The organism is Aeromonas sp. FDAARGOS 1418, from assembly GCF_019048585.1.
In the GTDB taxonomy this organism is placed as follows: domain Bacteria; phylum Pseudomonadota; class Gammaproteobacteria; order Enterobacterales; family Aeromonadaceae; genus Aeromonas; species Aeromonas caviae.
In genome coordinates this window covers 2,926,791-2,950,366 of sequence record NZ_CP077387.1, presented here as the reverse complement: position 1 = coordinate 2,950,366, position 23,576 = coordinate 2,926,791, and the positions used below count along the sequence as shown (strand labels likewise).

The window sequence follows — 23,576 nt, the reverse complement described above, 5'->3', positions numbered from 1 at the left end:
GCAGAAGGGCGGCCATGAGCCGCCCTTCTGTGTATTGTCTCCTTGGTATCGGCCCCGAGACTGCATAAGCCACCACTCAACTCAGCTTGAGATCATCCTCTTGCTGCGCCTCTCCCCGGGGAGCCAGGCGCAGCAGCCCCAGCGCCGTTGCCAACGGCTGGAGCAGCGCCTCGTACCCGGAGGGTGCTGGCAGCCAGTAGCGAATTGGCCAGCCCGCCTGCAGCAGTTCGGGGGCGCTGCTGCCAAGCTCGCTCAGCGCCAGCATGCAGCCACACTCGCGCATCTTCTCAAGCAGGGTGGCATCCGGTATCAGCGCAGGCAATGCCAGGATCAGCCTTCCCTGTGGCAAGGGGGGCAGGCTCGCCAGCAGAGGGGCCAGCTGGGCAGGCTGATGAAGCCTTACCAGCAAGGTGCCACTGCATGGCTCTTCTGTCAGCCATCGTGCCATCACGGGCCCAAGGACACCACGCTCCTGCATCCAGCCCACGTCACAGGGCTGCTGGCTCACCCGCCAGCGCAGGCTGACCGCCGTCACCGGCACGCCCTGCTCGTCTCTCATCGCCTCGCAGAGGGTCTTCAGGGGGGAAGGGGCTGCCCCCGCCAGCCATTCCCGCAGTTGGTGCAGCTGCCGCTGGGCCATGTGGAGGTCAGCCTTCATCGCACTCTGATACCACACCAGGATGGTCCCCTCACGCTTGGCCTCGTTCAATGCCAATATGGCCTGCTCCAATAGCTCATCGGCATCCTCGCCACCCTCGCGCCTGGCCACTCCGAAGCGACACGCCAGATCAAAGCTGCTTTCCCGGGTCACGAACTCAAACTGCAACAGGCTCACCATGGCCGCCATGCGGGCATCGAGATCTCCCTCTTCGTCGTCCAGCACCACGGCGAACTCATCGCCCCCCAACCGGTACGCCCGGCCGGGGCATGCCTGACGCAACCGGGCCGCGACCGCCTGCAACAGACGATCACCAACCTGGTATCCGAGCAGATCATTGACCTGCTTGAACCGCTTCAGATCCAGCACCGCCAGCGCCTGGACCCGATCTTGCAGCAGGGATTGCCTGAGCTGCCCCTGCAAGGCCCGACGGTTGCCAAGCCGGGTCATGGGATCGAGCAGGGAGAGGCGACGATTCTGCAGATTGGTTCGAATGAGGGCAAAGACCAGCACACAGCCCATCACCAGCAGGATCAACTGCCAGATCTGGATCCAGAACAGGCTCTGGCGCAACTGGTTGAGGGAGGCTTCCCGCTCCTGGCCGGAGAGGATCTGATCTCCAATCTGCTCCACCTGATGGGTCAAGCCGGTCAGCCGGACGAGGGCAAGATCGAGGGCTTTCCCCCTCTTCAGCTCTCCGGACTGCATCTGGGGATCCAGCGCCTTGAGTTCGTCAAAGAGCCGTTCAAGCACCTCCCCCAACCCATGCCTCGCTCGCGCATCGGCGGTCTCGGTACTGATCAGGAACACATCCAGCCGGTTCCACAGCAGGTCGTAATCCAGGCTCAGGGCGGCCATGTCGAGCGCACCGGCACGGTAGAGGCGCACATCATAGAGAAATCGCTGGGACTCCTGCATTACCTGGCTGATGTTCCAGTGGGTGTTGCGGTAGAACATGTCAACGAGCTGCTCGTGCCGACTCTGCAGCAGCAGCCCCCAGAGGGACGAGAAGAGAAACAGCAGGGAAATGGCTGCAAGCAGCAGGTTATCTCGCTGTCGTCGCGTCACGGGACAACCTCGATGCGGATCACCTGCCAGACCATGTTGTTGTGGATGGCGGACACATCCATGTCGGGATGGGCCGAGAGGGGGACCAGCAGCCAGAGCGGCCCTTTATTGCGACGGGTGAGCGGTTTGTCATCCTGGTAACGCACCAGGGTCAGCGGTACCTTGGCAAACAGGGAGAGATCAACCCGCTGCTGGTAGCCATTGAGTGCGGCAACATCGATGGCGCTGGCACTATCCACCTGCTGCGCCGCCAGCACGCTCTTCAGGGTCGGGCCACGATAGCGGTGAGTGCCGAGGGTCCAGGGCGTCGCCGTCTCGAACTCCACTTGTGGCAAGGCGGCCAACGCCGCCTCATCCAGGGTGATTTCCCGCTTGTCCGGCAGGATCAGTTGCAATAGCGAAGAGGAGGAAGCCTGGGTACCGAACGAGAAAAGCACCAGCAGGAGAGAGGCCATCCCGCGCATTGGAAAGTTCATGACATGTTGTGCCAGCTGCATCTTGAAGTTAGGTGTCAGTGTGGCGATTTCAGTGGGTCAATGCAACTGTGTGAAAAATCAATAATTATGGGCCCCGCATCTCCATCCAGTTATGTCCCTCGACGGTGAGAGGCTGATGCACACCGCAACTTTGCAGGAGTTCATCCACAAAAGCGGGCACCAGCAAGGAAGCCGGACCATAACGTTTTTCATCGAACTGGCTGCCCACTTCGCTCGGCTCCAGATTGAGCTCCACCGTATGGGCACCGTTCAGGCCGGCCTCATGGACGAATCCGGCGGCAGGGTAGACCGCCCCGGAGGTCCCGATGGAGATGAAGAGATCGCACTGGGCCAGGGCCGAGTAAATGCGGTCAAGCCCGAGGGGCATCTCCCCGAACCAGACCACATGGGGGCGCAGCGGGTGGGGAAACTGGCAGCAGGAACACAGCTCTTCCTGATGGAGATTCCCGCGCCACTCGATCACCTGACCCGAGCCCGGGCAGCGGGCCTTGAGCAACTCGCCGTGCATGTGGATGAGGTTCTTGCTGCCGGCACTCTCGTGCAGGTTGTCGATGTTCTGGGTGACCAGGGTGACGCGCCCCGGCAGCAGGCGCTCCAGACGGGCCAATGCATAGTGGGCCGGATTGGGGTGGATCTCGGCGCGCTGCAACTGATGGCGCCGCGCATTGTAGAAACGTTGTACCAGTTCGGGATCCCGCGCATAGCCTTCAGGGGTGGCCACGTCCTCCACTCTGTGCTCTTCCCACAGGCCATCACAGGCCCGGAAGGTCTTGATACCGGATTCGGCCGAGATGCCGGCACCGGTGAGGATCACGATATGTTTGGCTGACTGCACCATGGTTGTTCTCCTCCAACGGGTAACAGGCTGACCTTAGCACAGGAGCAAGAAGCGGCCCATTCGCCCTTGGTCTTAGGCCGATGGGAGCACAAAGCTCGCCATGGGCGCGAGATCCAGCCTGGCAAAGACCATCTCCCGTCCTGTCACCAGGGTAAGCGGCAACCCGAGCCCCTTGAGCAGGGCCAGCATGGGGCGATTCTGGCCGAGCACTTCCGCCGTCCACTCCCGGATCCCCTCCCCGTATGCCAGCCGCGCAAGCGCCAGCAGGATGCGACGCCCGGCGCCGCGATGCTGAAAATGATCCGCGACAATGCAGGAGAACTCGGCCCTGTCCGGGTGCAGGCGCCGGCGAACGGACTGGGCCATGGCAAGCGGCGCCCCCTGCTCGTCGGTCAGCAGCAATCCTATCTGGGATTCTCTGGGGTAGTCGAGAAAGAAGGCGAGCTGCTCGGTCGTCGCAGGCTGCTTGGCCCGCATGAAGCGCAAATAGACGCTCTGCTCGCTCAGGGCGTCATAAGCCGCGCTTATTCGCTTCGGGTCGCTGCCCGCCAGCTCCTGCAAGCGGCAAATCAGCCCCCCCACTACCATCGTCATCGGCAGGTCGCCCCGTGAGGCGGGAGCCGTCCAACCCGTCATCCCCTGCCACAAGCGCGTCTCATCGAGCGGCCAGCAAAGATAGCGAGCCATTCACCAGCGCCCTGCCACGCCGCGATCCTGCCACTGGGCGGCATCCTGCAGGTTGAAGGGGTCGTCGAGGTAGAGCGCGATGCCAAGCTCCCGGGAACGCTGGATGAAGCGGGCCAGCAAGGAGTCGGCAGCCATCGCCTCCAGCTCGGGCAGCAGGTGTTGCCCGAGCAGCAGGGATTGCAACGGCAGACGCTCGATGAGATCAAACGGCAGGTGCTGGGCATGATCGAGCAGCAGCGCGAGTCTGGCCCCTGCGAGGCTCGCCTGCAGCACAAGGGCGAAACGGTCTGCCTGGCTCAGCAGGTGATCCCGTCGGTGGATGACCAGGGTCAGCTCGCTTGCTTCTCGTCCATGCTGCTCGAGCCAGAGCTTGAGCGGCTCCCAGTGAGGGGAAAGGCCGCTCAGGCTCAGCCAGATCGGCAGCGTGCAGGAGGCCGCATCTGCCAGCAGCCCAAGCTGTCCTCTCGCCTCTCCCTGCCAGCTACGCACGGTGCGCTTGAGCCCGCCCAGCCTGCGCTGACGCTGGGGGCCAAGATAGAGCATCTTGAGCAGACGCAGCAGATCGTCGCTTTGCAGCGGCTTGGCCAGGGCGGCCAGCACATTGAAACCCGCATCGTGCAGGAGACGCCGGGCGCCGTCTATCAGGGTTTGATCATGAGCGGAAAGCAGGATGATGGGCAGACCGCTGTGGCGATACTGGGGATGGCTCATCAGCAGGCTGATGGCATCCTGCTCCGCCAGACTGAGATCACAGATAAGCAATCTCACGCCCCCCTCTTCCAGCGCCTTGAGGCACCCTTCGCCATCCTGAACCCAATGGCAGGGCAACCCCAGTCCCTGGATCTCCTGCTGAATGCAGGCTCCCTGGAAGGGGTGATCTTCGAGCAGCAGGATCTGGCACTGGGCGAGCCAGGCACGCCACCCCTGCTCCCGTGCCTGCAACCCCTCGAGCCAGGGATCGCTGAGGCGATAGATCCCCGCCCCGGGAGCCAGCAGATGAGGCAGATAGTCGGCCCCCTGATGAGAGGCAGGATCAAACAGGGCGATGGCCCCGGCGGCAAACAGCCCTTCCCATTGCCAGCCGGCATCGGGTCGGGTGCGGTGCAGATTGGCATAGGCCGGCAGGCCCGCCCCCTTAACCGCCTGATGGGAGACGGCGTCCAGGGCATAGACGCTAACCGGGTAAAACGTTGGCTCCTGGCTGTCATCAGACTCCAGCAAGGCCATCAACTCTTCATCTGTGATGATCATGTCATGCTCTCTCGCCCAGTTGTCGGCAGACCTCTTCCACGCACTGCCTCAGGGCGGCTGCAAGGGGATGTCCGGGGGCCTCCTGCCAACGGTCGATCACCTCTACCAGGGGGGTAGCCCCCACCATTTTGGCGGCCCCCTTCATCTTGTGTAAAGCCGTATTGAGGGCCTTCTCGTCCCCTTGTGTGACACACCGCTCAATGTCGGCCAGATCCTGGTGAACCGATGCCAGATAGATGTCAACGAGGGCCGGGCTGAGGGACACGGGCAGGGAAAGGGCTGCCGTTGGCTGCGGTGCCTTCCCCCCGTCATGGGGGCCAAAGACGGTACGCAGCAACACGGCCAGATCCCTGAGCAAGACGGGTTTGTCCAGATGGCCCTGACAGCCGCATTCCGCCAGTCGCTGCGCCGCCTGCTCGCTGAGATCGGCGGTGATGACGTAGACGGGCAGATGCTGCCAGCGTTCATCGGCGTGCAATTGCCTGCAGAGCTCGGCGCCGTCCATCACCGGCATCTGCAGGTCCGTCAGCACCAGATCCACCGACTCCGATTGCAGGATCTCCAGTGCCAGACGGCCATTGGCCGCGCTCAATACCCGGGCACCCAGCTGACCCAGCTGCATGCTGATCAGCATTCTGTTCACTTCGTGATCTTCCACCAGCAGCACCCGCCTGCCTGCCCCCGGCAGATCCGTGATCTCCTCGGCGCCACGGACGAGTCTGGGTTGCAGCAGGCTGACCACGGAGCCCGGAATCCAGGGTTCCCCCTGCCAGTACCAGGCGCGCAAGCCCCCATCGTCCTGCATGGCCCCAAGGCAAGGTGCAGCCGGATCCTCGGCCACGCCAAACGCTGCGAGCCAGGCCCGCATATATTCGAGCTCCCCGGGCAACAGTTGCAGGGAGACCGTCTTGACGCGCGGTTGCCAGGGCGCCTTCTCCTGCGCATGCCTGAGGGGCAAGGAACAGAGGAAACGGCTGCCCCCGCGAGCCAGAGGTTCAACCCGGAGCTCGCCCCCCATCTGTTCCATCAGCTGACGGCAGATGGCCAGCCCAAGCCCGGTCCCCTGGGCTCTGGGCTGGCTAGGCTCCTCCCCTTGCTCGAAGGGCTGGAACAACCGGGGCAACAGTTCGGCACTGATCCCGGGCCCCTCGTCATCCACCCCGCACAAAATCCACTCCCCTTGCCGCCGGGCCCAGAGCACCACCTCTCCCCGCTCGCTGAACTTGATGGCGTTGGAGAGCAGGTTGTGCAGCACCTGTTGCACCCGGTGGGGATCGAGTTCCATCAAGGCGGGCAGCGCCGGGTCGAGCGCCAGGCGCAGCTGCAGATGGCGGGATCGCGCCTTGGACCAGTGCACCGCCGCCACGTGCTCGCACAGCTCCACCAGATCCGTGGGCTGCACGGAAAGGCGCAACTGGCGCGTCTCGTTGCGGCTGAAGTCGAGCACGTCATTGAGCAGTCCGAGCAGTTCATTGCCCGCCTGTCTGACATGGGCCAGAACCGAGGCCTGCTCTGCATTGAGTTCGGTCTGCTCGAGCCACTCCAGCAGGCCGAGCATGGCGTTCATGGGGGTACGGATCTCGTGGCTCACGGCGGCCAGGAAGCGCCCCTTGGCAAGCACGGCCTGCTGGGCCTGCTCGTGGGAAAGTTGCAGGGAGTGCTCCTGCTCCACCCTGGCCGTCACATCCTGCACCACCCCGTAGATCCGCCACCCCTCCCCCTGACGGCGCCCCCTGCCGGAAAATTGCAGCCAGCGGGTTCCCTTGGCGGGGTGCTCATAGCGCAGCAGATAGGAGAACGGTCGTCCGGCTTGCAGCATGGCCAGCATGGGAGCTCGCATCTCGCGCCTGTCCTGATGGGAGATACGGGTCAGGGTCTCGTTGGGATTGACCCGGATCTGCTGGCTCGCCAGCCCCAGCAGCTCGTGACTGCCCCGGCTCACAAACTCCACCCGGGTGATGGCTCCCCCCAGCAGGGTGAATTGCAACACCACACCGGGCACCGTATTGGTGAGGGCGCGCAGGCGCCGCTCTGCCTGACGCAGCAGGCGGGTACGCTCGCGCAGGGCGCTGATGTCGGAGAGGGCGATAAGATCCCCTGCCGGTGCCTGGGGCCCCAGTCGCAAGGGGATCTGGGCATAGGAGTAGACCTGCTCGTGCAGCGCCAGCTCTCCTTCGGCGCCCTGCAACTGAGGCGCGGGCAGCACCAGATCGGCGGCGTAGCGCGCCTCCATGCGCTTGGCCCGCTTGTTGCGCTTGATCACCTCCCCTTTGTCATTGCGCAAGAACACGGGAACGGGGAGCGCCTGGAAGAGAGACTCCCTGAACTTGCTTTCCAGCGCCAGCGCCTGCTCCACCTTGTGACGCTCGCGGGCCTCCTGGGCCAGTTGCTGGCGGGATCGCCAGACTGACCAGATCACCGCCATGCTGATCAGCAGTGCCAGCAACACGGAGCCAAGCCAGAAACCGTAGCTAACGCCCTTCTGCTGGTTGACCACCAGGCGGCGCCAACGTTGCACCAGATCGTCCACCTGCCGATCATTGAGGGTCATCAGGCTCTGATCCAGCACCCCCGCCAGGCTGGTCTGTTCCGGCCGGATGGCAAAGCCGAGGCCGAAACGCTCCGGCAATTCGGTGATGGTCAGCTCGCTCAACTGGTTGTTTCGAATGGGATATTGGAGCTGGTACAACTCCGCCAGCATGGCCTGGGCATCCCCATGCCGCACCGCCGCCAATCCCTGCAGCAGGTTGTCGGTGACCTCCCACTCATGCTGGCCGAACCGGGCAAGCAGGCCGGGATCATAGAGCATTCTCGGGACCACCACCTTGCCACTCACGTCCGCGAGGGAGACAGGCCCCCTCTTGCTGCGACTGACCAGGGCATAGCGGCTGGTCGCCACCATCCTGGTGAAGTCGAACTCCTTGTTCAGGGCGGCAGACTCCATCAGTCCGACCATCATGGCGGCATCGCCACTGCGCAGCAATGCCAACGCCTCCTCCCGGCTGGCGGCGGGCACCAGCTCGAAGCGCAGTCCCGTCTGCCGACTCACTTCCCGCAAGACATCCGCACTCCAGCCGATGAGCTCTCCCTGCTGGTTGACGCCGCTGTATGGCATGAAACCGGGATCCGCCACCATCTTGATGGTGTGGGCCTTGCCGACCAGCCAGGCCTGCTCCTTGTCGGTAAAATGCAGGGGATTCACATCCTGCTCACCCTGAGGCAGATACTTGCCCAGATCCCGGTAGAGACTGCCCGGCGGCAAATAGCGGATGGCCGTATCCACCAGCTCCAGCAACTCGGGCTGGTTGCGCATCATCAGCCGGTAGCTGATGACCAGATCGTCGCTGCGAAGACGACGAAGGCGCAGCCCTTCATCCGGGTACTCCCGCATCAGGTAGCGCAGTTGCAGATAATCACCGAGATAGGCGCTGCCCTTGCCGGCCACCAGGGCGCCATACCAGTTCTCGGCATCGGTCAGTAGTTGCTGGGATGAACCAGGATAGAGACGCTTCAGTGCCTCCTGGGCCTGCCAGATGGGTGACACCAGAAACTGCGCCTGATCGAGCTCACCCCGATAGAGGATGGCAGACTCCGCTTCCAGCATGGCGCGGCTCAAGACGGTATTGCTCGAGTTCGACCGGGCAGGCCCGACGTGAGGAATGAGATCGCAGCGCCCGTTCAGCAGATCCTGCGTCATGGCTGCCCAGCTCGGCCGCTTCTCGACATGTACCGGTACCGGCAACAGCTCTGCCAACCGCGTCATGCGATCGATAAGCAAGCCCCCCTCCGCCTCCAGATAGGGAGGACGTTGCAGGGCCGGGTAACAGAAGGTCAGTCCGGTGAGCGAATCGGCATAAGCCTGGGCATCCGGTGACAGCGGGAGTATGGCGGCACGCAGTGGCAAGGTCAGCAGCGCGCCGGACAACAGAAGGATTTTTATCATCGGAATGGAAAAGCCAGGCGATTGCCTGGCTTTTTGTCACTCGTTGGGTTCAACATTTTCTACCCTGGCCTTGAGCTTCTGGCCGGGCCGGAAGGTCACCACGCGACGGGCGCTGATGGGAATATCCTCCCCCGTCTTGGGGTTGCGTCCGGGACGCTGGTTCTTCTCGCGAAGATCGAAGTTACCGAAGCCGGAAATCTTGACCTGTTCGCCACGCTCGAGCGCCTGTCTGATCTCCTCAAAGAAGGCTTCCACCATATCTTTGGCTTCACGCTTGCTCATCCCGAGCTGGGTGAACAGGTGCTCTGCAATGTCGGCTTTGGTAAGCGCCATAGATCAATCCCTCAAGGATGCATTCAACTCTTCACCGAGGGCCCGCACGACATTGTCCACGGTCTCGGCGATCTCTTTCTCCTCCAGGGTGCGCTGGGTGTCTTGCAACACCAGGCTGATGGCCAGGCTCTTCTTGTCCTCTGCCATACCAGCGCCCTGGTATACGTCGAACAAGTTTATTCCAACTAACTGATTTCCGCCAACTTTTTTAATTACTGCCAGAACGTCGCCTGCCAGGATCTGTCTGTCAACCACCACGGCGATATCGCGACGGTTGGCCGGGAACTTGGATACTTCGGCAGCAACCGGCACCTTGGCCGGCGTCAGTTTGTCCAGCTCCAGCTCGAACATGACAGCGCGGCTCTTGAGCCCCAGCTTCTTCTCGAGGCTCGGATGGATCACGCCGATGTGGCCGATCACGACGCCATTGCGCAGAATGGCTGCGCTCTGGCCCGGATGCAGGGCACTGTGCTCGGTGCGCTCGAAGGTGAAGGTAGCCCCTTCGGCAGTCAGATCCAACACCGCTTCCAGGTCACCCTTCAAATCGAAGAAGTCGACGGGACGGGCCTTGACATCCCAGTGCTCGTCCCCCTGGTTGCCGGTGATGATGCCGGCCAGCATGGGCTCCTGACGGATGCCGTTCTCGGCATTCTCGTCCTTGATGAAACGCAGGCCCTGCTCGAACAGGCGCACGCGCGGCTGCTGACGGTTCTGGTTGTAGACCACCGCCTGCACCAGACCCGGGAACAGAGAGACGCGCATGGCGGACATCTCGACGGAGATCGGGTTCGGCAGCACGATGGCATCGCTCTGCGGGAACAGGGTCTGCTGAGCCTTGGGATCGACGAAGCTGTAGGTGATCGCTTCCTGGAAGCCGCGATCAACCAGCAGGTCGCGCACCCGCTTCAGGGTCACCTGCCCTTCTGCCTGCTCCACCATCGCCAGAGAGGCGGCGGGTTTGAGGTTCGGGATGTTGTTGTAGCCGTAGATGCGGGCCACTTCCTCAATGAGGTCTTCCTCGATGGCGATGTCGAAACGCCAGGAGGGTGCCAGCGCGGTCCAGCCGTCGGCGTCCACAGTGACCTGCATGCCAAGGCGAGTCAGGATCTCGACCACCTGCGCATCCGCCACGCTGATGCCGATCACCTTGTCGAGCTTGGTGCGACGCAGCTTGATGGGGGCAGCCTTGGGCAGATGGGCATCTGATTTGACCTCGATAACCGGGCCCGCTTCGCCGCCGCAGATATCCAGCAGCAGACGGGTGGCACGATCCATCACCTTGGCCTGCAGCTCGGGATCCACCCCGCGCTCGAAGCGGTGGGAGGAGTCGGTGTGCAGACCGTAGGCACGGGCACGGCCGGTGATGGAGAGCGGCGCGAAGAAGGCACACTCCAGCAGGATGTCGGTGGTGGTCTCGGAGACACCGGTGCGATCGCCGCCGAAGATGCCGGCCATGCAGGCAGGGCCTTTGGCATCGGCAATCACGAGCGTGGTCTCTTTGAGCTTCACTTCGTTGCCATCGAGCAGAGTCATCGGCTCGTCGGCCTTGGCGCGGCGCACCACCAGTTCCCCTTCAAGCGTCGCCAGGTCGAAGGCGTGCATCGGCTGACCGTATTCCAGCAGCAGGTAGTTGGTGATGTCAACGATGGCGTCGATGGAACGAATACCGCCACGGCGCAGCTTCTCCTGCATCCAGAGCGGGCTCTGGGCGTGCAGGTTCAGCCCCTTGATGACACGGCCCAGATAACGGGGGCAATCTGCCGGCGCTTCAACCCGGATCGGGAAGGTAGCATCGATAGTGGCAACAGCCGGCGCCCAGGTCGGCTCGACCACGTCCACGCTGTTGAGCACGCCGATTTCACGGGCCAGACCCGCGATGCCTAGGCAGTCGGCACGGTTTGGGGTCAGATCCACATCGATGCTGACGTCGTTGAGCGCGAGGTATTCACGGATATCGGTCCCGATGGGGGCATCCAGCGGCAGCTCGATGATGCCATCAGCCTCGACGTCGATGCCCAGCTCGCTGAAGGAGCAGAGCATGCCGTGGGACGGCTGGCCGCGCAGCTTGGCTTTCTTGATGGTGAAATCACCCGGCAGGGTCGCCCCGACCTTGGCCACGCACACTTTGAGGCCGGCACGGCAGTTCGGTGCACCGCAGACGATGTCCAGCAGCTCGGCCTCGCCCACGTTGACCTTGGTCACCCTCAGCTTGTCGGCGTCCGGGTGCTGGGCGCACTCGACCACTTCACCCACCACCACATTGTTGAACTGGCCGGCCACCGCTTCCACGGCGTCCACTTCCAGACCGGCCATGGTGATCTGCTCGGCCAGTGCATTGTCACTCAACTCGGTGCGGACCCACTCCATCACCCAGGATTTACTGAATTTCATGTTCTCTCGCCCTTACTTGAACTGCTTGAGGAAGCGCAGGTCGTTTTCGAAGAAGGCACGCAGGTCGTTGACCCCGTAACGCAGCATGGTCAGGCGCTCAACGCCCATGCCGAAGGCAAAGCCGGAGTATTTTTCCGGATCGATGCCGACCGAACGCAGCACGTTCGGGTGCACCATGCCGCAGCCCAGCACTTCCAGCCACTTGCCGTTCTTGCCCATCACGTCCACTTCGGCGCTCGGCTCGGTGAACGGGAAATAGGAAGGACGGAAGCGAATGGTCAAGTCTTCCTCGAAGTAGTTGCGCAGGAAGTCGTGCAGGATGCCTTTCAGCTCGGTGAAGCTGGCATGCTCGTCGACCAGCAGGCCTTCGACCTGGTGGAACATCGGGGTGTGGGTCATGTCGTAGTCGTTACGATAGACGCGGCCCGGCGCGATGATGCGGATCGGCGGCTGCTGATGTTCCATGGTGCGGATCTGCACACCGGAGGTGTGGGTACGCAGCATCAGATCAGGATTGAAGTAGAAGGTGTCGTGATCGGTACGCGCCGGGTGGTGAGCCGGGATATTCAGCGCATCGAAGTTGTGGAAGCCATCTTCAATCTCGGGACCACGGGCAACCTTGAAGCCCATCTCGCCAAACAGGCGCTCGATGCGCTCGATGGTACGGGTCACCGGGTGCAGACCTCCATTCTCGATGCGGCGGCCCGGCAGGCTGACGTCGATGGTCTCGGCGGCCAGCTTCTGGTTCAGCACGGCGACTTCGAGGGCTTCACGACGCGCGTTCAGGGCATCCTGAACCTGCTGTTTGGCCTGGTTGATCACGGCGCCCGCGGCGGGACGCTCTTCAGCGGACAGGGCGCCCAGGCCCTTCATCTGCTCGGTAAAAAAGCCCTTTTTACCCAGATATTTGACCCGGATTTCGTCAAGGGCGGCGATGTCGCTTACGCCCTCAATTTCGGCCTTGGCCTGGCCGACTACTTCTTCAAGCTGTTGCATGTCTTCCTCGTCACCACTCCCGGAACAGGAGCCTTTAGGCTAAATAAGGTCAAGAGGGGAATAATACAAAAAAAGCCCCTTGGCTGACCATAGTTATGACGGGCTTTTCTCCCTGCAAATCATTTTGTTATATGGAGAAAGCCACAAGCCAGATGCAACAGGATTGAGGCAAGCGTTGTTTGTTCTAGTTTGTTGGCATATGGAAGGATAAAGCATTCATGAACGTGGCATGCTGCCTGCCAACGCTCAAAAATGAGCAACAAAAAAGGAGGCCTGAGCCTCCTTTATTTTTATAACAGAGCTGGATTAGACCAGAGCTGCTTTAGCTTTTTCAACCAGGGCGGTGAAAGCCAGCTTGTCGTGAACGGCGATATCGGACAGGATCTTGCGATCGATCTCGATGGAAGCCTTCTTCAGACCGTCGATCAGACGGCTGTAGGACAGACCGTTCTGACGGGCTGCAGCGTTGATACGCGCAATCCACAGTTGACGGAACTGACGCTTCTTCTGGCGACGGTCACGGTAGGCATACTGACCAGCTTTGGTTACCGCTTGTACCGCTACGCGGTAGACACGGGAACGGGCGCCGTAGTAACCCTTGGCGGCTTTCATTACTTTCTTGTGACGAGCGCGAGCGGTCACACCACGTTTAACTCTTGGCATTTTTCACATCCCCCCTTATGCGTACGGCAGACAAGCGACAACACGTTTGTGGTCGGCAGCGGAAACAAAGAACTTCGGTCCCAGCTGACGCTTACGCTTACTGCTCTTCTTGGTCAGGATGTGACGCAGGTGGTTGTGCTTGCACTTGAAGCGACCTGAGCCAGTCTTCTTGAAGCGCTTTGCGGCGCCCCGGTTGGTTTTCATCTTCGGCATTTCATACTCCGCATTGTGAGTGACAACAAAATCGCAAGGCGAACCGACTCATGGGGCCAGCCCCATGAGTCAATTTCTTGTGGGCCTTAAGATTTCTTCTTGGGTGCGAGGACCATCACAGCTTGACGACCTTCGACTTTCGGGAACGATTCGACTACGGCCAGCTCTTCCAGATCGTTCTTGACGCGCTCGAGAACCTTGATACCAAGATCCTGGTGGGCCATTTCACGACCACGGAAGCGCAGGGTGACCTTTGCCTTGTCCCCGTCTTCCAGAAAGCGAACCAGGTTGCGTAGTTTTACCTGATAGTCGCCTTCGTCGGTGCCAGGACGGAATTTGATTTCCTTGACCTGGACGACTTTCTGCTTTTTCTTCTGTTCTTTGGTGGTCTTGCTCTTTTCGTAGAGGAATTTGCCGTAATCCATGATCCGGCAAACGGGCGGCTCAGCGTTCGGACTGATCTCGACCAGATCCACTCCTGCCTCAAGGGCCAAGTTCAGCGCATCCTGAATGGAGGTGATGCCAATGGCTTCACCATCCAGACCAGTCAGACGAACTTCTTTCAGACGGATCTCTTCATTGATCCGGTGAGCGCGGGCTTGCGGTTGCTTGCCCAGTTTTTTTCCGCCTTTTATAGCTTATTCCTCCACTTTCTTTTGTCCGCGGGTCTGAACTTCCTGGGTCAACAGAGCAATCAGCTCTTCAACAGGATAAGAGCCCAGGTCAGCCCCTTTACGAGTACGCACTGCAATCTTGCCGGCTTCTACTTCTTTGTCGCCGCAGACCAGCATGAAGGGTACTCGCTTCAAAGTATGCTCGCGGATTTTAAAGCCAATCTTCTCATTTCTCAAGTCCGCTTTTGCGCGAAGGCCCGCATCATTCAATGCCTTGGCAACTTTCACAGCATAATCGGCCTGGTTATCCGTGATATTCATGACCACGGCCTGGGTCGGAGCCAGCCAGGTCGGGAACAGACCGGCGTACTCTTCCGTCAGGATCCCGATGAAGCGCTCCAGCGAGCCCAGAATGGCGCGGTGGATCATCACGGGGATGTGGCGCTCGTTGTCTTCGCCCACATAGGTGGCGCCAAGACGGCCCGGCAGGGCAAAGTCGAGCTGCACGGTACCACACTGCCAGGCACGATCAAGGCAATCGTGCAGGGTGAACTCGATCTTGGGACCGTAGAAAGCCCCCTCGCCCGGTTGCAGGTCGTACTTCAGGCCGTTGAGTTCCAGCGCCTCGGCCAGCGCAGCCTCGGCACGATCCCAGGCTTCATCAGAGCCGATACGCTGCTCCGGACGGGTCGAGAGCTTGACCACGATGTTTTCGAAACCGAAGGTACCGTAGACGTCATAGACCATGCGGATGCACGCAGACACCTCTTCCATGATCTGCTCTTCGGTACAGAAGATGTGGGCGTCATCCTGGGTGAAACCCCGAACCCGCATCAGGCCGTGCAGGGAGCCTGACGGCTCGTTGCGGTGGCAGGAGCCGAACTCGGCCATGCGCAGCGGCAGATCGCGGTAGGATTTCAGACCCTGGTTGAAAATCTGCACGTGACCCGGGCAGTTCATCGGCTTGATGGCGTACTCGCGGTTTTCGGACTGGGTGGTGAACATGGCCTGGGCGTATTTCTCCCAGTGACCTGAACGCTCCCACAGCACGCGATCCATCATGAAGGGGCCTTTCACTTCCTGATAGTCGTACTCTTTGAGCTTGCCGCGGATGAAGGTTTCCAGCTCGCGGAAAATGGTCCAACCATCGTTGTGCCAGAACACCATGCCCGGCGCTTCTTCCTGCATGTGGTACAGGTCGAGCTGCTTGCCGATCTTGCGGTGGTCGCGCTTGGCGGCCTCTTCCAGACGCTGCAAATAGGCCTTGAGCTGCTTCTTGTCGGCCCAGGCGGTGCCGTAGATGCGCTGCAGCATCTTGTTGTTGGAGTCGCCGCGCCAGTAGGCGCCGGACATCTTCTGCAACTTGAAGTGGTGGCAATGACGCATGTTGGGCACGTGCGGGCCGCGACACATGTCGATGTACTCTTCGTGATGATAGAGACCGGGCTGGTCATCACGGGCAATGTTCTGATCCAGGATCTCGACCTTGTAGGTCTCGCCACGGGCTTCGAACACGTCGCGCGCTTCCTGCCAGGAGACCTTCTTCTTGATGACGTCGTAATCCTTGGCGGCCAGCGCCAGCATGCGCTCTTCCAGGGCAGCCAGGTCTTCGTCGGTCAGGGTGCGGTCAAGATCGATGTCGTAGTAGAAACCGTTGTCGATGACGGGACCGATGGCCATCTTGGTCTGGGGCCAAAGTTGCTTGATGGCATGACCCAGCAGGTGAGCACAGGAGTGGCGCAGAATGTCCAGACCTTCTTCGTCTTTGGCGGTGATGATGGCCAGGGAGGCATCGGCTTCGATCAGCTCGCAGGCATCCACCAGTTCACCGTTTACCCGACCGGCAATGCACGCCTTGGCGAGACCGGGACCGATGTCCGCGGCCACATCCATGACGGAAACGGCGTGGGCAAATTGACGTTGGCTGCCGTCAGGCAGAGTAATGATTGGCATTAGGTGTTTCCTTATACAGTGGTGACCCCTACCAAAGGCCACATGCAGGTTGGAGAAACCCTTTCATGTCCAGCTGTTCACTCCCGAGTTTCACCGTTCACAATACGGTTGGTACACGGCAGTGGCACACCATATGGCGTGTGCAAGGCCATCCATTGAGAGGTACAGCGGGGGATTGTATCAGACGCGACAACCCAGACAAGCTGTCTTGGCGATTTTGCATACCGCCTAAGCGCGGGTGTCAATCTGTCGTACTTGCGAGGGCGCCCTTCTGCTGCCATACCCTGTACCAGATTGAGGCGTCAGCCAAAGCAAGGAGAGCATGATGTACACCTACGACATTTCATTTCCGGAGCATGCAGAAAAGCTGGTTCATCCGGATCACCTTCTCACGACTCACTGTCCCGTCCATATCGGTGAGCTGGTGATCCTGGGCGATGGCAGCAAGCGGGAGGTATGCAGCATCGTCCACAGTGCCGAGCGCAGTACCCTCTATGTCACCGACGTGACGCCCGGCAAAGTCACCGCCAGCCGTTGATCCCTAACCGGCGTTCAGAAAAGAGTGGCCATTGAAATCGAAGGCGCTGCGCCCCTCCTCAGCCAGCGCCATCTCCTGCAACACCTGGAGTGCCATCTTGTTGCCCTTTTGCGAGGCCTGATAGAGCCACTGCTTCGCCTCGGCCAGTTCAACCCGCCCGTTGACCCCCATCAGATGCAGGATGCCCACCTTCAGCATGGCGGGCACATCACCGTTCCTGGCTGCCAGCTGCATCCAGCGAAACGCCTCGTGCAGATCCCGCTTCACCCCGGCCCCGCGCAGATAGACCTCTCCCAGCCGATACTGGCCGAAAGCGTCCCCCGCCTGCGCAGCCTGACGATAGAGTCGGATGGCGCGATCCATATCCTGCTCGCTCCCCTGCCCCACTTCATGGCTCCAACCCATCAGTGCCTGTGCCCGTGGCTGGCCCTGATCCGCCAGCGGCGACCAGATCCGGGTCGCCTCATCAAAGTGCCCTGTCCGCCAGGCGCGGTTGGCCGCCGCCAGCTCCTGCTCGGTGGAGAGCGGGATCAGACGCCAGATGACCAGCGCAATGAGGGCGATGAAGAGCCAGCGGGCGGTAGTAGGTTGCATGACATTTTCCGTGATCTGGTTCGCATTTCGTCTATGTAAACGAAATGTAGCAACAGATCAAGCAGGAGATCACCCGGGTTCACCCTCTTTCATGGGGTCGCTCTTTGCGAACTTGCAGTTTGACGGGCTACACAGCAAAATAACTGTATATATAAACAGTGAATTGGTGATGTGATGGCAGGACGAGGCGCGAACCACAATGTCGAGCACCGCTTCAGCGGCCCGCAAATCGAAACCGTTGACGACGGCTGGAGTCAGAGCGACTGGGACGCGGCATTTGCCGCCAGCGCTCCCCGCACCGAGGTGACGGAGATCAGCGCCCGCAGCATCATCAGCTACAACGATTCGCCGGATCTTCCCTTCGGTCGCTCCATCAATCCCTATCAGGGGTGCGAGCATGGCTGCATCTACTGCTATGCCAGACCCAGCCACGCCTACCTTGAGCTCTCTCCCGGGCTGGATTTCGAGAGCAAGCTGTTTGCCAAAATCAATGCTGTCGAGTTGCTGCGACGGGAGTTTGCCAAGCCAGCCTATCAGCCACAAACCATCGTGCTGGGGGCCAATACCGATCCCTATCAACCCATCGAGCACCACTATCGCCTGACTCGCGAACTCCTGACGGTGATGCTGGCTCATTGCCATCCGGTAGGGCTCATCACCAAGAGCGCCATGATCCTGCGCGACCTCGATCTGCTGACCGAGCTGGCCCGGGAAGGGTTATGCCAGGTGATGGTGTCGGTCACCACCCTCAATGACACGCTGAGGCGACAGCTGGAGCCCAGGGCCAGCACGGGGGTTGGGCGGATCAAGGTGATCGAACGACTGGCCAAGGCCGGTGTGCCGGTCGGCGTGCTGGCGGCCCCCATGATCCCCAGGCTCAACGAGCCTGAACTGGAACAGATCATCAAGGCCGCCGTCGACGCCGGGGCGGGCTGTGCGGATTACATCTTGCTGCGATTGCCCCACGAGCTCACCACCCTCTTTTGCGACTGGCTCGATACGCACTATCCCGGCCAGAAAGAGGCGATCCTCAACCAGCTGCGGGCAAGCCGGGGTGGCTCACTCAACAGCGCCACCTTTGGCAGCCGCATGCGAGGTGAAGGACTGTTTGCCGACCTGCTCGCCCAGCGCTTTCACCTGATCAGCAGGCGGCTGCAACTGGGCAAGCGCCATATAGCACTCAATACGGCCGCCTTCATCCGCCCGGGCGAGCAGTTGCGTCTGTTCTGAGCGCCGTCAGCCCCGTGGTCTCGGCGGGCAGCTCCCCGCTGGGTGGCGCTGTGCAATCAGCTCCGCAGGCAGGCGTGATGGCTCGTGCGCCACCTCCTCCTCATCCACCCTAAGGCGCGCCTTCTCCTGCCCTCCCCACATCCGGCTCCACCAGATCTCCCACATTACCCAGCTCGTCATAACAGTGCTCCTGGCAAGCGATGCCTGCCTCTGTGGTGGCCTCATTCAACGCAGGCAGCATGGCTGGCCGTCATGACAGGGCCATGACAGCCGAGTGAAGGAATCGTGTTGATGCGATGAGGCCAGCCCTGCATATCAGGAAGATGACGCCGTGGCAGGCAGGGCTGCATGCACGGCAGACGGAGCCGGGCAGCAGAGAAGAGAGCTGCTGGGCAAGCACAAGGACGGGGAGAGCCTGCGGTGAGGCGGACAAAAAAAGAGCGACCATCAAGGTCGCTCTTTCGCATCGGACAAAGGGGGGACGATTACTCGTCGCCCGCCTCCCCGGTATCGACGGCGCCAGCGTCCGCTGCGGTGTCGGTGCCTTCAGACACCTCCCCTTCAACAGCCAGGGCCTCGGTTTCCTCTTCGTCGCTCTCGGCAACGCGCTGCAGGCCGACCACGGTCTCGTCTTCACCGGTACGGATCAGACGCACACCGCCGGTGTTGCGGCCGATGACGCTCACCTCGGACACCCGGGTACGAACCAGGGTACCGCCGTTGGTGATCAGCATGATCTGGTCGGTATCTTCGACCTGGATCGCATCGATCACCTTGCCGTTGCGCTCATCCACCTTGATGGAGATGACGCCCTGGGTACCACGGCTCTTGGTCGGGTACTCGTCCAGCGCGGTGCGCTTGCCGTAACCGTTCTCGGTGGCGGTGAGGATGGCACCATCACCACGGGGCACGATGAGGGAGACCACCTTGTCACCGGCGCCGAGCTTAATGCCGCGCACACCGGCAGCGGTACGACCCATGGGACGTACGCCCTTGAAGGTACCCTTGCTTTCGGTGCCTTCGCCGTTGTCACTGCCATCATCATCGTTGCCGGCGTCGTCGTCGGTGTCGACTTCGTCAGTGGCATCGGCATCGGCGCGACCGCTGCCTTCCGCGAAGCGAACCACCTTGCCCGCATCGGAGAAGAGCATGATCTCGTTGCTGCCATCGGTGATGTCCACCCCGATCAGCTCATCACCCTCTTTGAGGTTGATGGCACGGATACCGGAGGAGAGCGGACGGCTGAAGTCGGACAGGCTGGTCTTCTTCACGGTGCCGTTGGCGGTGGCGAAGAACACATACTTGTCGGCGTCATATTCTTTCACCGGCAGGATGGCGGTGATGCGCTCACCCTCATCCAGCGGCAGCAGGTTGATGATCGGACGACCGCGGGCGCCACGGGACGCTTCCGGCAGCTGATACACCTTGAGCCAGTAGACCTTGCCACGGGTGGAGAAGCACAGAATGGTGTCGTGGGTGTTGGCCACCAGCAGACGCTCCACAAAGTCCTCTTCCTTGATCCGGGTGGCCGACTTGCCACGACCACCGCGGCGTTGGGCCTCGTAGTCGGAGAGCGGCTGATACTTCACATATCCCTGGTGAGACAAGGTAACGACCACGTCTTCCGGGGTGATCAGATCTTCGATGTTGATCTCGGCACTGGACATGCTGATCTCGGTGCGACGCTCGTCGCCGTACTGCTCGCGCACGGCCAGCAGTTCGTCACGGATCACTTCCATCAGGCGTTCCGGGCTTGCCAGGATGTGCAGCAGCTCGGCGATGAGATCCAGCAGAGATTGGTACTCTTCCAGGATCTTCTCGTGCTCGAGGCCGGTCAGCTTGTGCAGACGCAGGTCAAGGATGGCCTGGGCCTGGATCTCGGTCAGGAAGTACTGCCCTTCACGGATGCCGAACTCAGGCTCCAGCCACTCGGGGCGAGCCGCGTCGTCGCCCGCTTTTTCCAGCATGGCGGCCACGTTGCCGAGCTCCCAGCCCTTGGCTACCAGGGCGGCTTTCGCATCCGCCGGGGTCGCACTGTGGCGAATGAGCTCGATGATGGGGTCGATGTTGGCCAATGCCACCGCCAACCCTTCCAGGATGTGCGCCCGATCCCGCGCCTTGCGCAGCTCGAACACGGTCCGGCGGGTCACCACTTCACGGCGGTGCAGCAGGAAGGCATCCAGGATCTCTTTGAGGTTCATCACCTTGGGCTGGTTGTTGTCCAGCGCCACCATGTTGATGCCGAACGTGGTCTGCATCTGGGTGTGCTTGTAGAGATTGTTCAGCACAATCTCGCCGGACTCGCCGCGCTTGATCTCGATGACGATGCGCATGCCGTCCTTGTCGGACTCATCGCGCAGGGCGCTGATGCCCTCGATTTTCTTCTCTTTGACCAGCTCGGCGATCTTCTCGATCAGGCGAGCCTTGTTCACCTGATAGGGGATCTCGTGGACGATGATGGTCTCGCGACTGGTCTTCTCGTCCACCTCCACTTCAGCCTTGGCCCGCACATAGACGGAGCCGCGACCGGTACGGTACGCCTGCACGATGCCGGAACGGCCGTTGATGATGCCGCCGGTGGGGAAATCCGGGCCGGTGACATGGGTCATCAGCTCGTCAATGGTGAGGTCGCCGTTTTCGATCAGCGCCAGGCAACCGTTGACAATCTCGGTGAGGTTGTGAGGCGGGATGTTGGTCGCCATGCCCACCGCGATACCGGAGGAGCCGTTGACCAGCAAGGTGGGGACCTTGGTGGGCATGACAGCCGGGATCATCTCGGTGCCGTCGTAGTTCGGCACCCAGTCCACGGTCTCTTTGTCCAGATCGGCCAGCAGCTCGTGGGAGATGCGCGCCATCCGCACTTCGGTGTAACGCATGGCCGCGGCGTTGTCGCCGTCCACCGAACCGAAGTTGCCCTGACCGTCGACCAGCATGTAGCGCATGGAGAAATCCTGCGCCATCCGGACGATGGTGTCATACACGGCGCTGTCGCCATGCGGGTGATATTTACCGATTACGTCACCGACCACACGGGCCGATTTTTTATAGGGCTTGTTCCAGTCGTTCCCCAGCTCGTTCATTGCATACAGAACGCGGCGGTGAACCGGTTTCAAGCCATCACGCACATCCGGCAGAGCTCGTCCTACGATCACGCTCATGGCGTAATCCAGATAGGAACTCTTGAGCTCTTCTTCGATGTTGACCGGCGTGATCTCTCTGGCCAGATCGCTCATAGAAAGCCTTAATCCCTAATTAGTTGTTCTTTGGCTTAAACAGCGCGACATGGTAACACACTGAGCCAAATACATTAAGCCACAAATCCGATGAGCACATCGGGCTGGTGCGACGAGGTCGGTCCGTTATAATGCGCGCCAGGACAATAGATTGCGCGCGCCCAGCCCGCTGCGCGCCTTGCCACAGGATCATCAAAACATGAATAGTGATGCCAATGTCGATCTGACAGAAATCGCCAAATTTGAAGCCATCGCCTCCCGCTGGTGGGACATGGAGGGCGAATTCAAGCCGCTGCATCAAATCAACCCGGTGCGCCTTGACTGGATCACCGACAAGAGCGGCGGCCTGTTTGGCAAGCGCGTGCTCGACATCGGCTGCGGTGGCGGCATCCTCTCCGAGAGCATGGCCCGCCGGGGGGCCCGGGTCACCGGCATCGACATGGGCAAGGAACCCCTCGGCGTCGCCCGCCTCCACGCGCTGGAAGCAGGGGTGGAGCTCGAGTACCGCCAGATCACCGCCGAAGCCCACGCCGATGAAGTGCCGGGCCAGTATGACGTGGTCACCTGCATGGAGATGCTGGAGCACGTGCCGGACCCGGCCTCGGTGCTGCGCGCCATCGCCACCCTGGTACGGCCGGGGGGCAAGGTGTTCGTCTCCACCATCAACCGCAACCCGAAAGCCTATCTGATGATGATCCTCGGGGCCGAGTACCTGTTGAAGATGGTCCCCAAGGGCACTCACGATCACAAGAAGTTCATCACCCCCGCCGAACTCTGTCGCATGGGGGAAGCGGCGGGCCTCTTGGTGCGGGACATGAGCGGCGTTCACTACGCCCCGCTCTCCAACAGCTTCAAGCTCGGCAAGAATGTCGACGTCAACTACATGGTGGCGTTCGAGCGCCCGGAGCAAGGCTGATGAGCACACCTCACCCGATGCCCCTTGGCTGCGTGCTGTTCGATCTGGACGGCACCCTGCTCGACACCGCGCCAGACCTTGGCGCCGCCGTCAACCACGTGCTGATAAGCGAAGGCTTTGCCCCGCTCTCTGACGACATCATCCGTCAGACCACCTCCCACGGGGCCCTCGGGCTGCTCAGGGCCGGTCTTGGGGACGAGCTGCTCGAGGAGCTGGGGGCCACCCGCCTTCGCACCGCCCTGCTCGACTACTACGCCGCCAACCTCTGCGTCGGCACCCGCCCCTATGAAGGCATGGTGGATCTTATCGAGTGGCTCGACGAGAAAAAGCTGCCCTGGGGCATTGTCACCAACAAGCCGGGTTTTCTCACCGAACCGCTCTTGGCAGCCCTGCCAGAGCTTGCCAGCTGCGGCGTGACGGTCAGCGCCGACACCCTGCCGGTGCGCAAGCCCGACCCCGCCCCCATGTTCTTTGCCTGCGAGCGGCTCGGCATCGCGGCGAGCCAGTGTCTCTATGTAGGGGATCACGTGCGAGACATCGAGGCTGGCCGCAATGCCGGCATGCGTACCGCGGTGGCTGGCTGGGGTTATCTCAATGATGACGAGGATCCCGCCCTCTGGGGCGCCGATCTTCACTTTGATACCGTGCAGGCCCTGCACCACTGGCTGCGTTACGAGCTGAGCTGACACGTTCATTGCCCATGACCGACAAGGCATCCGGATAGAGGTGGATCTGCGGGGCAACTTTGATGTTGTCCCGATGGCCATGTGGGCATCTGCCCCGGCGCGCAGCTCCCCCGCAGCACACCAGAGGGATCCCGGACGATCCCTCTTTTTACAGGCTTGGCAACCCCCCGAACGGCGTAACAGGACACCTTTTGACCCTGACTGCACAAGGGATGAGCAGGCCGGATTTGCTAGTAAAAACACCCTGCTTTCGCAAGCAAAAAAAGTTATTTTA

At 61.3% G+C, this 23,576-nt stretch carries 20 protein-coding genes; 4 read left to right on the top strand and 16 right to left on the bottom strand.

Annotated features, from left to right (window positions below):
• Positions 1-76 precede the first annotated feature (76 nt).
• The 13 genes from I6L48_RS13780 to thrS form a co-directional block, all read right to left on the bottom strand.
• Positions 77-1,726: a diguanylate cyclase gene (locus I6L48_RS13780; protein ID WP_113070242.1), complete on the bottom strand. Its 1,650-nt coding sequence runs from the start codon at positions 1,724-1,726 to the stop codon at positions 77-79.
• Complete coding sequence (locus I6L48_RS13775) at positions 1,723-2,190, bottom strand: hypothetical protein (protein WP_162183363.1); 468 nt, start codon at positions 2,188-2,190, stop codon at positions 1,723-1,725. The genes I6L48_RS13780 and I6L48_RS13775 overlap by 4 nt, the downstream gene beginning before the upstream one ends.
• A 97-nt stretch (positions 2,191-2,287) precedes the next feature.
• Positions 2,288-3,061: a Sir2 family NAD+-dependent deacetylase gene (gene cobB, locus I6L48_RS13770; RefSeq protein WP_216987339.1), complete on the bottom strand. Its 774-nt coding sequence runs from the start codon at positions 3,059-3,061 to the stop codon at positions 2,288-2,290.
• A 72-nt stretch (positions 3,062-3,133) separates the two neighbouring features.
• Positions 3,134-3,748 (bottom strand): GNAT family N-acetyltransferase, encoded by a 615-nt coding sequence (locus tag I6L48_RS13765; RefSeq protein WP_216987338.1) that lies wholly within the window; start codon positions 3,746-3,748, stop codon positions 3,134-3,136.
• Complete coding sequence (locus I6L48_RS13760) at positions 3,749-4,999, bottom strand: response regulator (protein ID WP_039040767.1); 1,251 nt, start codon at positions 4,997-4,999, stop codon at positions 3,749-3,751.
• A 1-nt stretch (position 5,000) separates the two neighbouring features.
• The gene (locus I6L48_RS13755) at positions 5,001-8,924 is read right to left on the bottom strand and encodes a transporter substrate-binding domain-containing protein (protein WP_216988076.1); all 3,924 of its coding nucleotides are present in this window, start codon (positions 8,922-8,924) and stop codon (positions 5,001-5,003) included.
• A gap of 54 nt (positions 8,925-8,978) precedes the next feature.
• Positions 8,979-9,275, bottom strand: a complete 297-nt coding sequence (gene ihfA, locus I6L48_RS13750) for an integration host factor subunit alpha (protein ID WP_005300715.1) — start codon at positions 9,273-9,275, stop codon at positions 8,979-8,981.
• A 3-nt stretch (positions 9,276-9,278) separates the two neighbouring features.
• Positions 9,279-11,666 carry a phenylalanine--tRNA ligase subunit beta gene (gene pheT, locus I6L48_RS13745; protein ID WP_113070236.1) on the bottom strand — a complete coding sequence of 796 codons (2,388 nt, stop codon included), beginning with the start codon at positions 11,664-11,666 and terminating at the stop codon, positions 9,279-9,281.
• A 12-nt stretch (positions 11,667-11,678) separates the two neighbouring features.
• Positions 11,679-12,662 (bottom strand): phenylalanine--tRNA ligase subunit alpha, encoded by a 984-nt coding sequence (pheS, locus tag I6L48_RS13740; protein WP_041215128.1) that lies wholly within the window; start codon positions 12,660-12,662, stop codon positions 11,679-11,681.
• Between the two features lie 306 nt (positions 12,663-12,968).
• Positions 12,969-13,325, bottom strand: a complete 357-nt coding sequence (rplT, locus tag I6L48_RS13735) for a 50S ribosomal protein L20 (protein WP_010674800.1) — start codon at positions 13,323-13,325, stop codon at positions 12,969-12,971.
• A 15-nt stretch (positions 13,326-13,340) separates the two neighbouring features.
• Positions 13,341-13,538: a 50S ribosomal protein L35 gene (gene rpmI / locus I6L48_RS13730; RefSeq protein ID WP_005300673.1), complete on the bottom strand. Its 198-nt coding sequence runs from the start codon at positions 13,536-13,538 to the stop codon at positions 13,341-13,343.
• Positions 13,539-13,624: 86 nt separating this feature from the next.
• Complete coding sequence (gene infC, locus I6L48_RS13725) at positions 13,625-14,155, bottom strand: translation initiation factor IF-3 (protein ID WP_185219337.1); 531 nt, start codon at positions 14,153-14,155, stop codon at positions 13,625-13,627.
• A gap of 21 nt (positions 14,156-14,176) precedes the next feature.
• Entirely contained in the window at positions 14,177-16,105 is a 1,929-nt protein-coding gene (gene thrS / locus I6L48_RS13720; RefSeq protein WP_010674801.1) for a threonine--tRNA ligase, read from the bottom strand.
• A gap of 325 nt (positions 16,106-16,430) precedes the next feature.
• Between thrS and I6L48_RS13715 the strand changes: the two genes are divergently transcribed.
• Positions 16,431-16,643: a hypothetical protein gene (locus tag I6L48_RS13715; RefSeq protein ID WP_010674802.1), complete on the top strand. Its 213-nt coding sequence runs from the start codon at positions 16,431-16,433 to the stop codon at positions 16,641-16,643.
• A gap of 3 nt (positions 16,644-16,646) precedes the next feature.
• Here the strand turns inward: I6L48_RS13715 and I6L48_RS13710 are convergent, their stop codons facing one another.
• Positions 16,647-17,237 carry a tetratricopeptide repeat protein gene (locus I6L48_RS13710; RefSeq protein WP_162726196.1) on the bottom strand — a complete coding sequence of 197 codons (591 nt, stop codon included), beginning with the start codon at positions 17,235-17,237 and terminating at the stop codon, positions 16,647-16,649.
• Between the two features lie 174 nt (positions 17,238-17,411).
• On the opposite strand from I6L48_RS13710, the gene I6L48_RS13705 reads away from it, so the two are divergent.
• Positions 17,412-18,467, top strand: coding sequence for a PA0069 family radical SAM protein (locus I6L48_RS13705; RefSeq protein ID WP_113070233.1), 1,056 nt, complete (start codon positions 17,412-17,414; stop codon positions 18,465-18,467).
• 6 nt (positions 18,468-18,473) lie between these two features.
• Here I6L48_RS13705 and I6L48_RS13700 read toward each other — a convergent pair whose 3' ends face one another.
• Entirely contained in the window at positions 18,474-18,647 is a 174-nt protein-coding gene (locus I6L48_RS13700) for a hypothetical protein (RefSeq protein WP_164882096.1), read from the bottom strand.
• Between the two features lie 305 nt (positions 18,648-18,952).
• Positions 18,953-21,700, bottom strand: coding sequence for a DNA topoisomerase (ATP-hydrolyzing) subunit A (gene gyrA / locus I6L48_RS13695; RefSeq protein ID WP_039040760.1), 2,748 nt, complete (start codon positions 21,698-21,700; stop codon positions 18,953-18,955).
• A 199-nt stretch (positions 21,701-21,899) separates the two neighbouring features.
• Here gyrA and ubiG point away from each other — a divergent pair, with 199 nt between their 5' ends.
• Both ubiG and I6L48_RS13685 read left to right on the top strand, forming a co-directional pair.
• On the top strand, positions 21,900-22,616 hold the full coding sequence (gene ubiG, locus I6L48_RS13690; protein ID WP_216987337.1) for a bifunctional 2-polyprenyl-6-hydroxyphenol methylase/3-demethylubiquinol 3-O-methyltransferase UbiG: 717 nt from the start codon (positions 21,900-21,902) through the stop codon (positions 22,614-22,616).
• On the top strand, positions 22,616-23,302 hold the full coding sequence (locus I6L48_RS13685; RefSeq protein ID WP_029314563.1) for an HAD family hydrolase: 687 nt from the start codon (positions 22,616-22,618) through the stop codon (positions 23,300-23,302). Before ubiG ends, I6L48_RS13685 begins: the two co-directional genes overlap by 1 nt.
• The last annotated feature ends 274 nt before the right edge of the window (positions 23,303-23,576 follow it).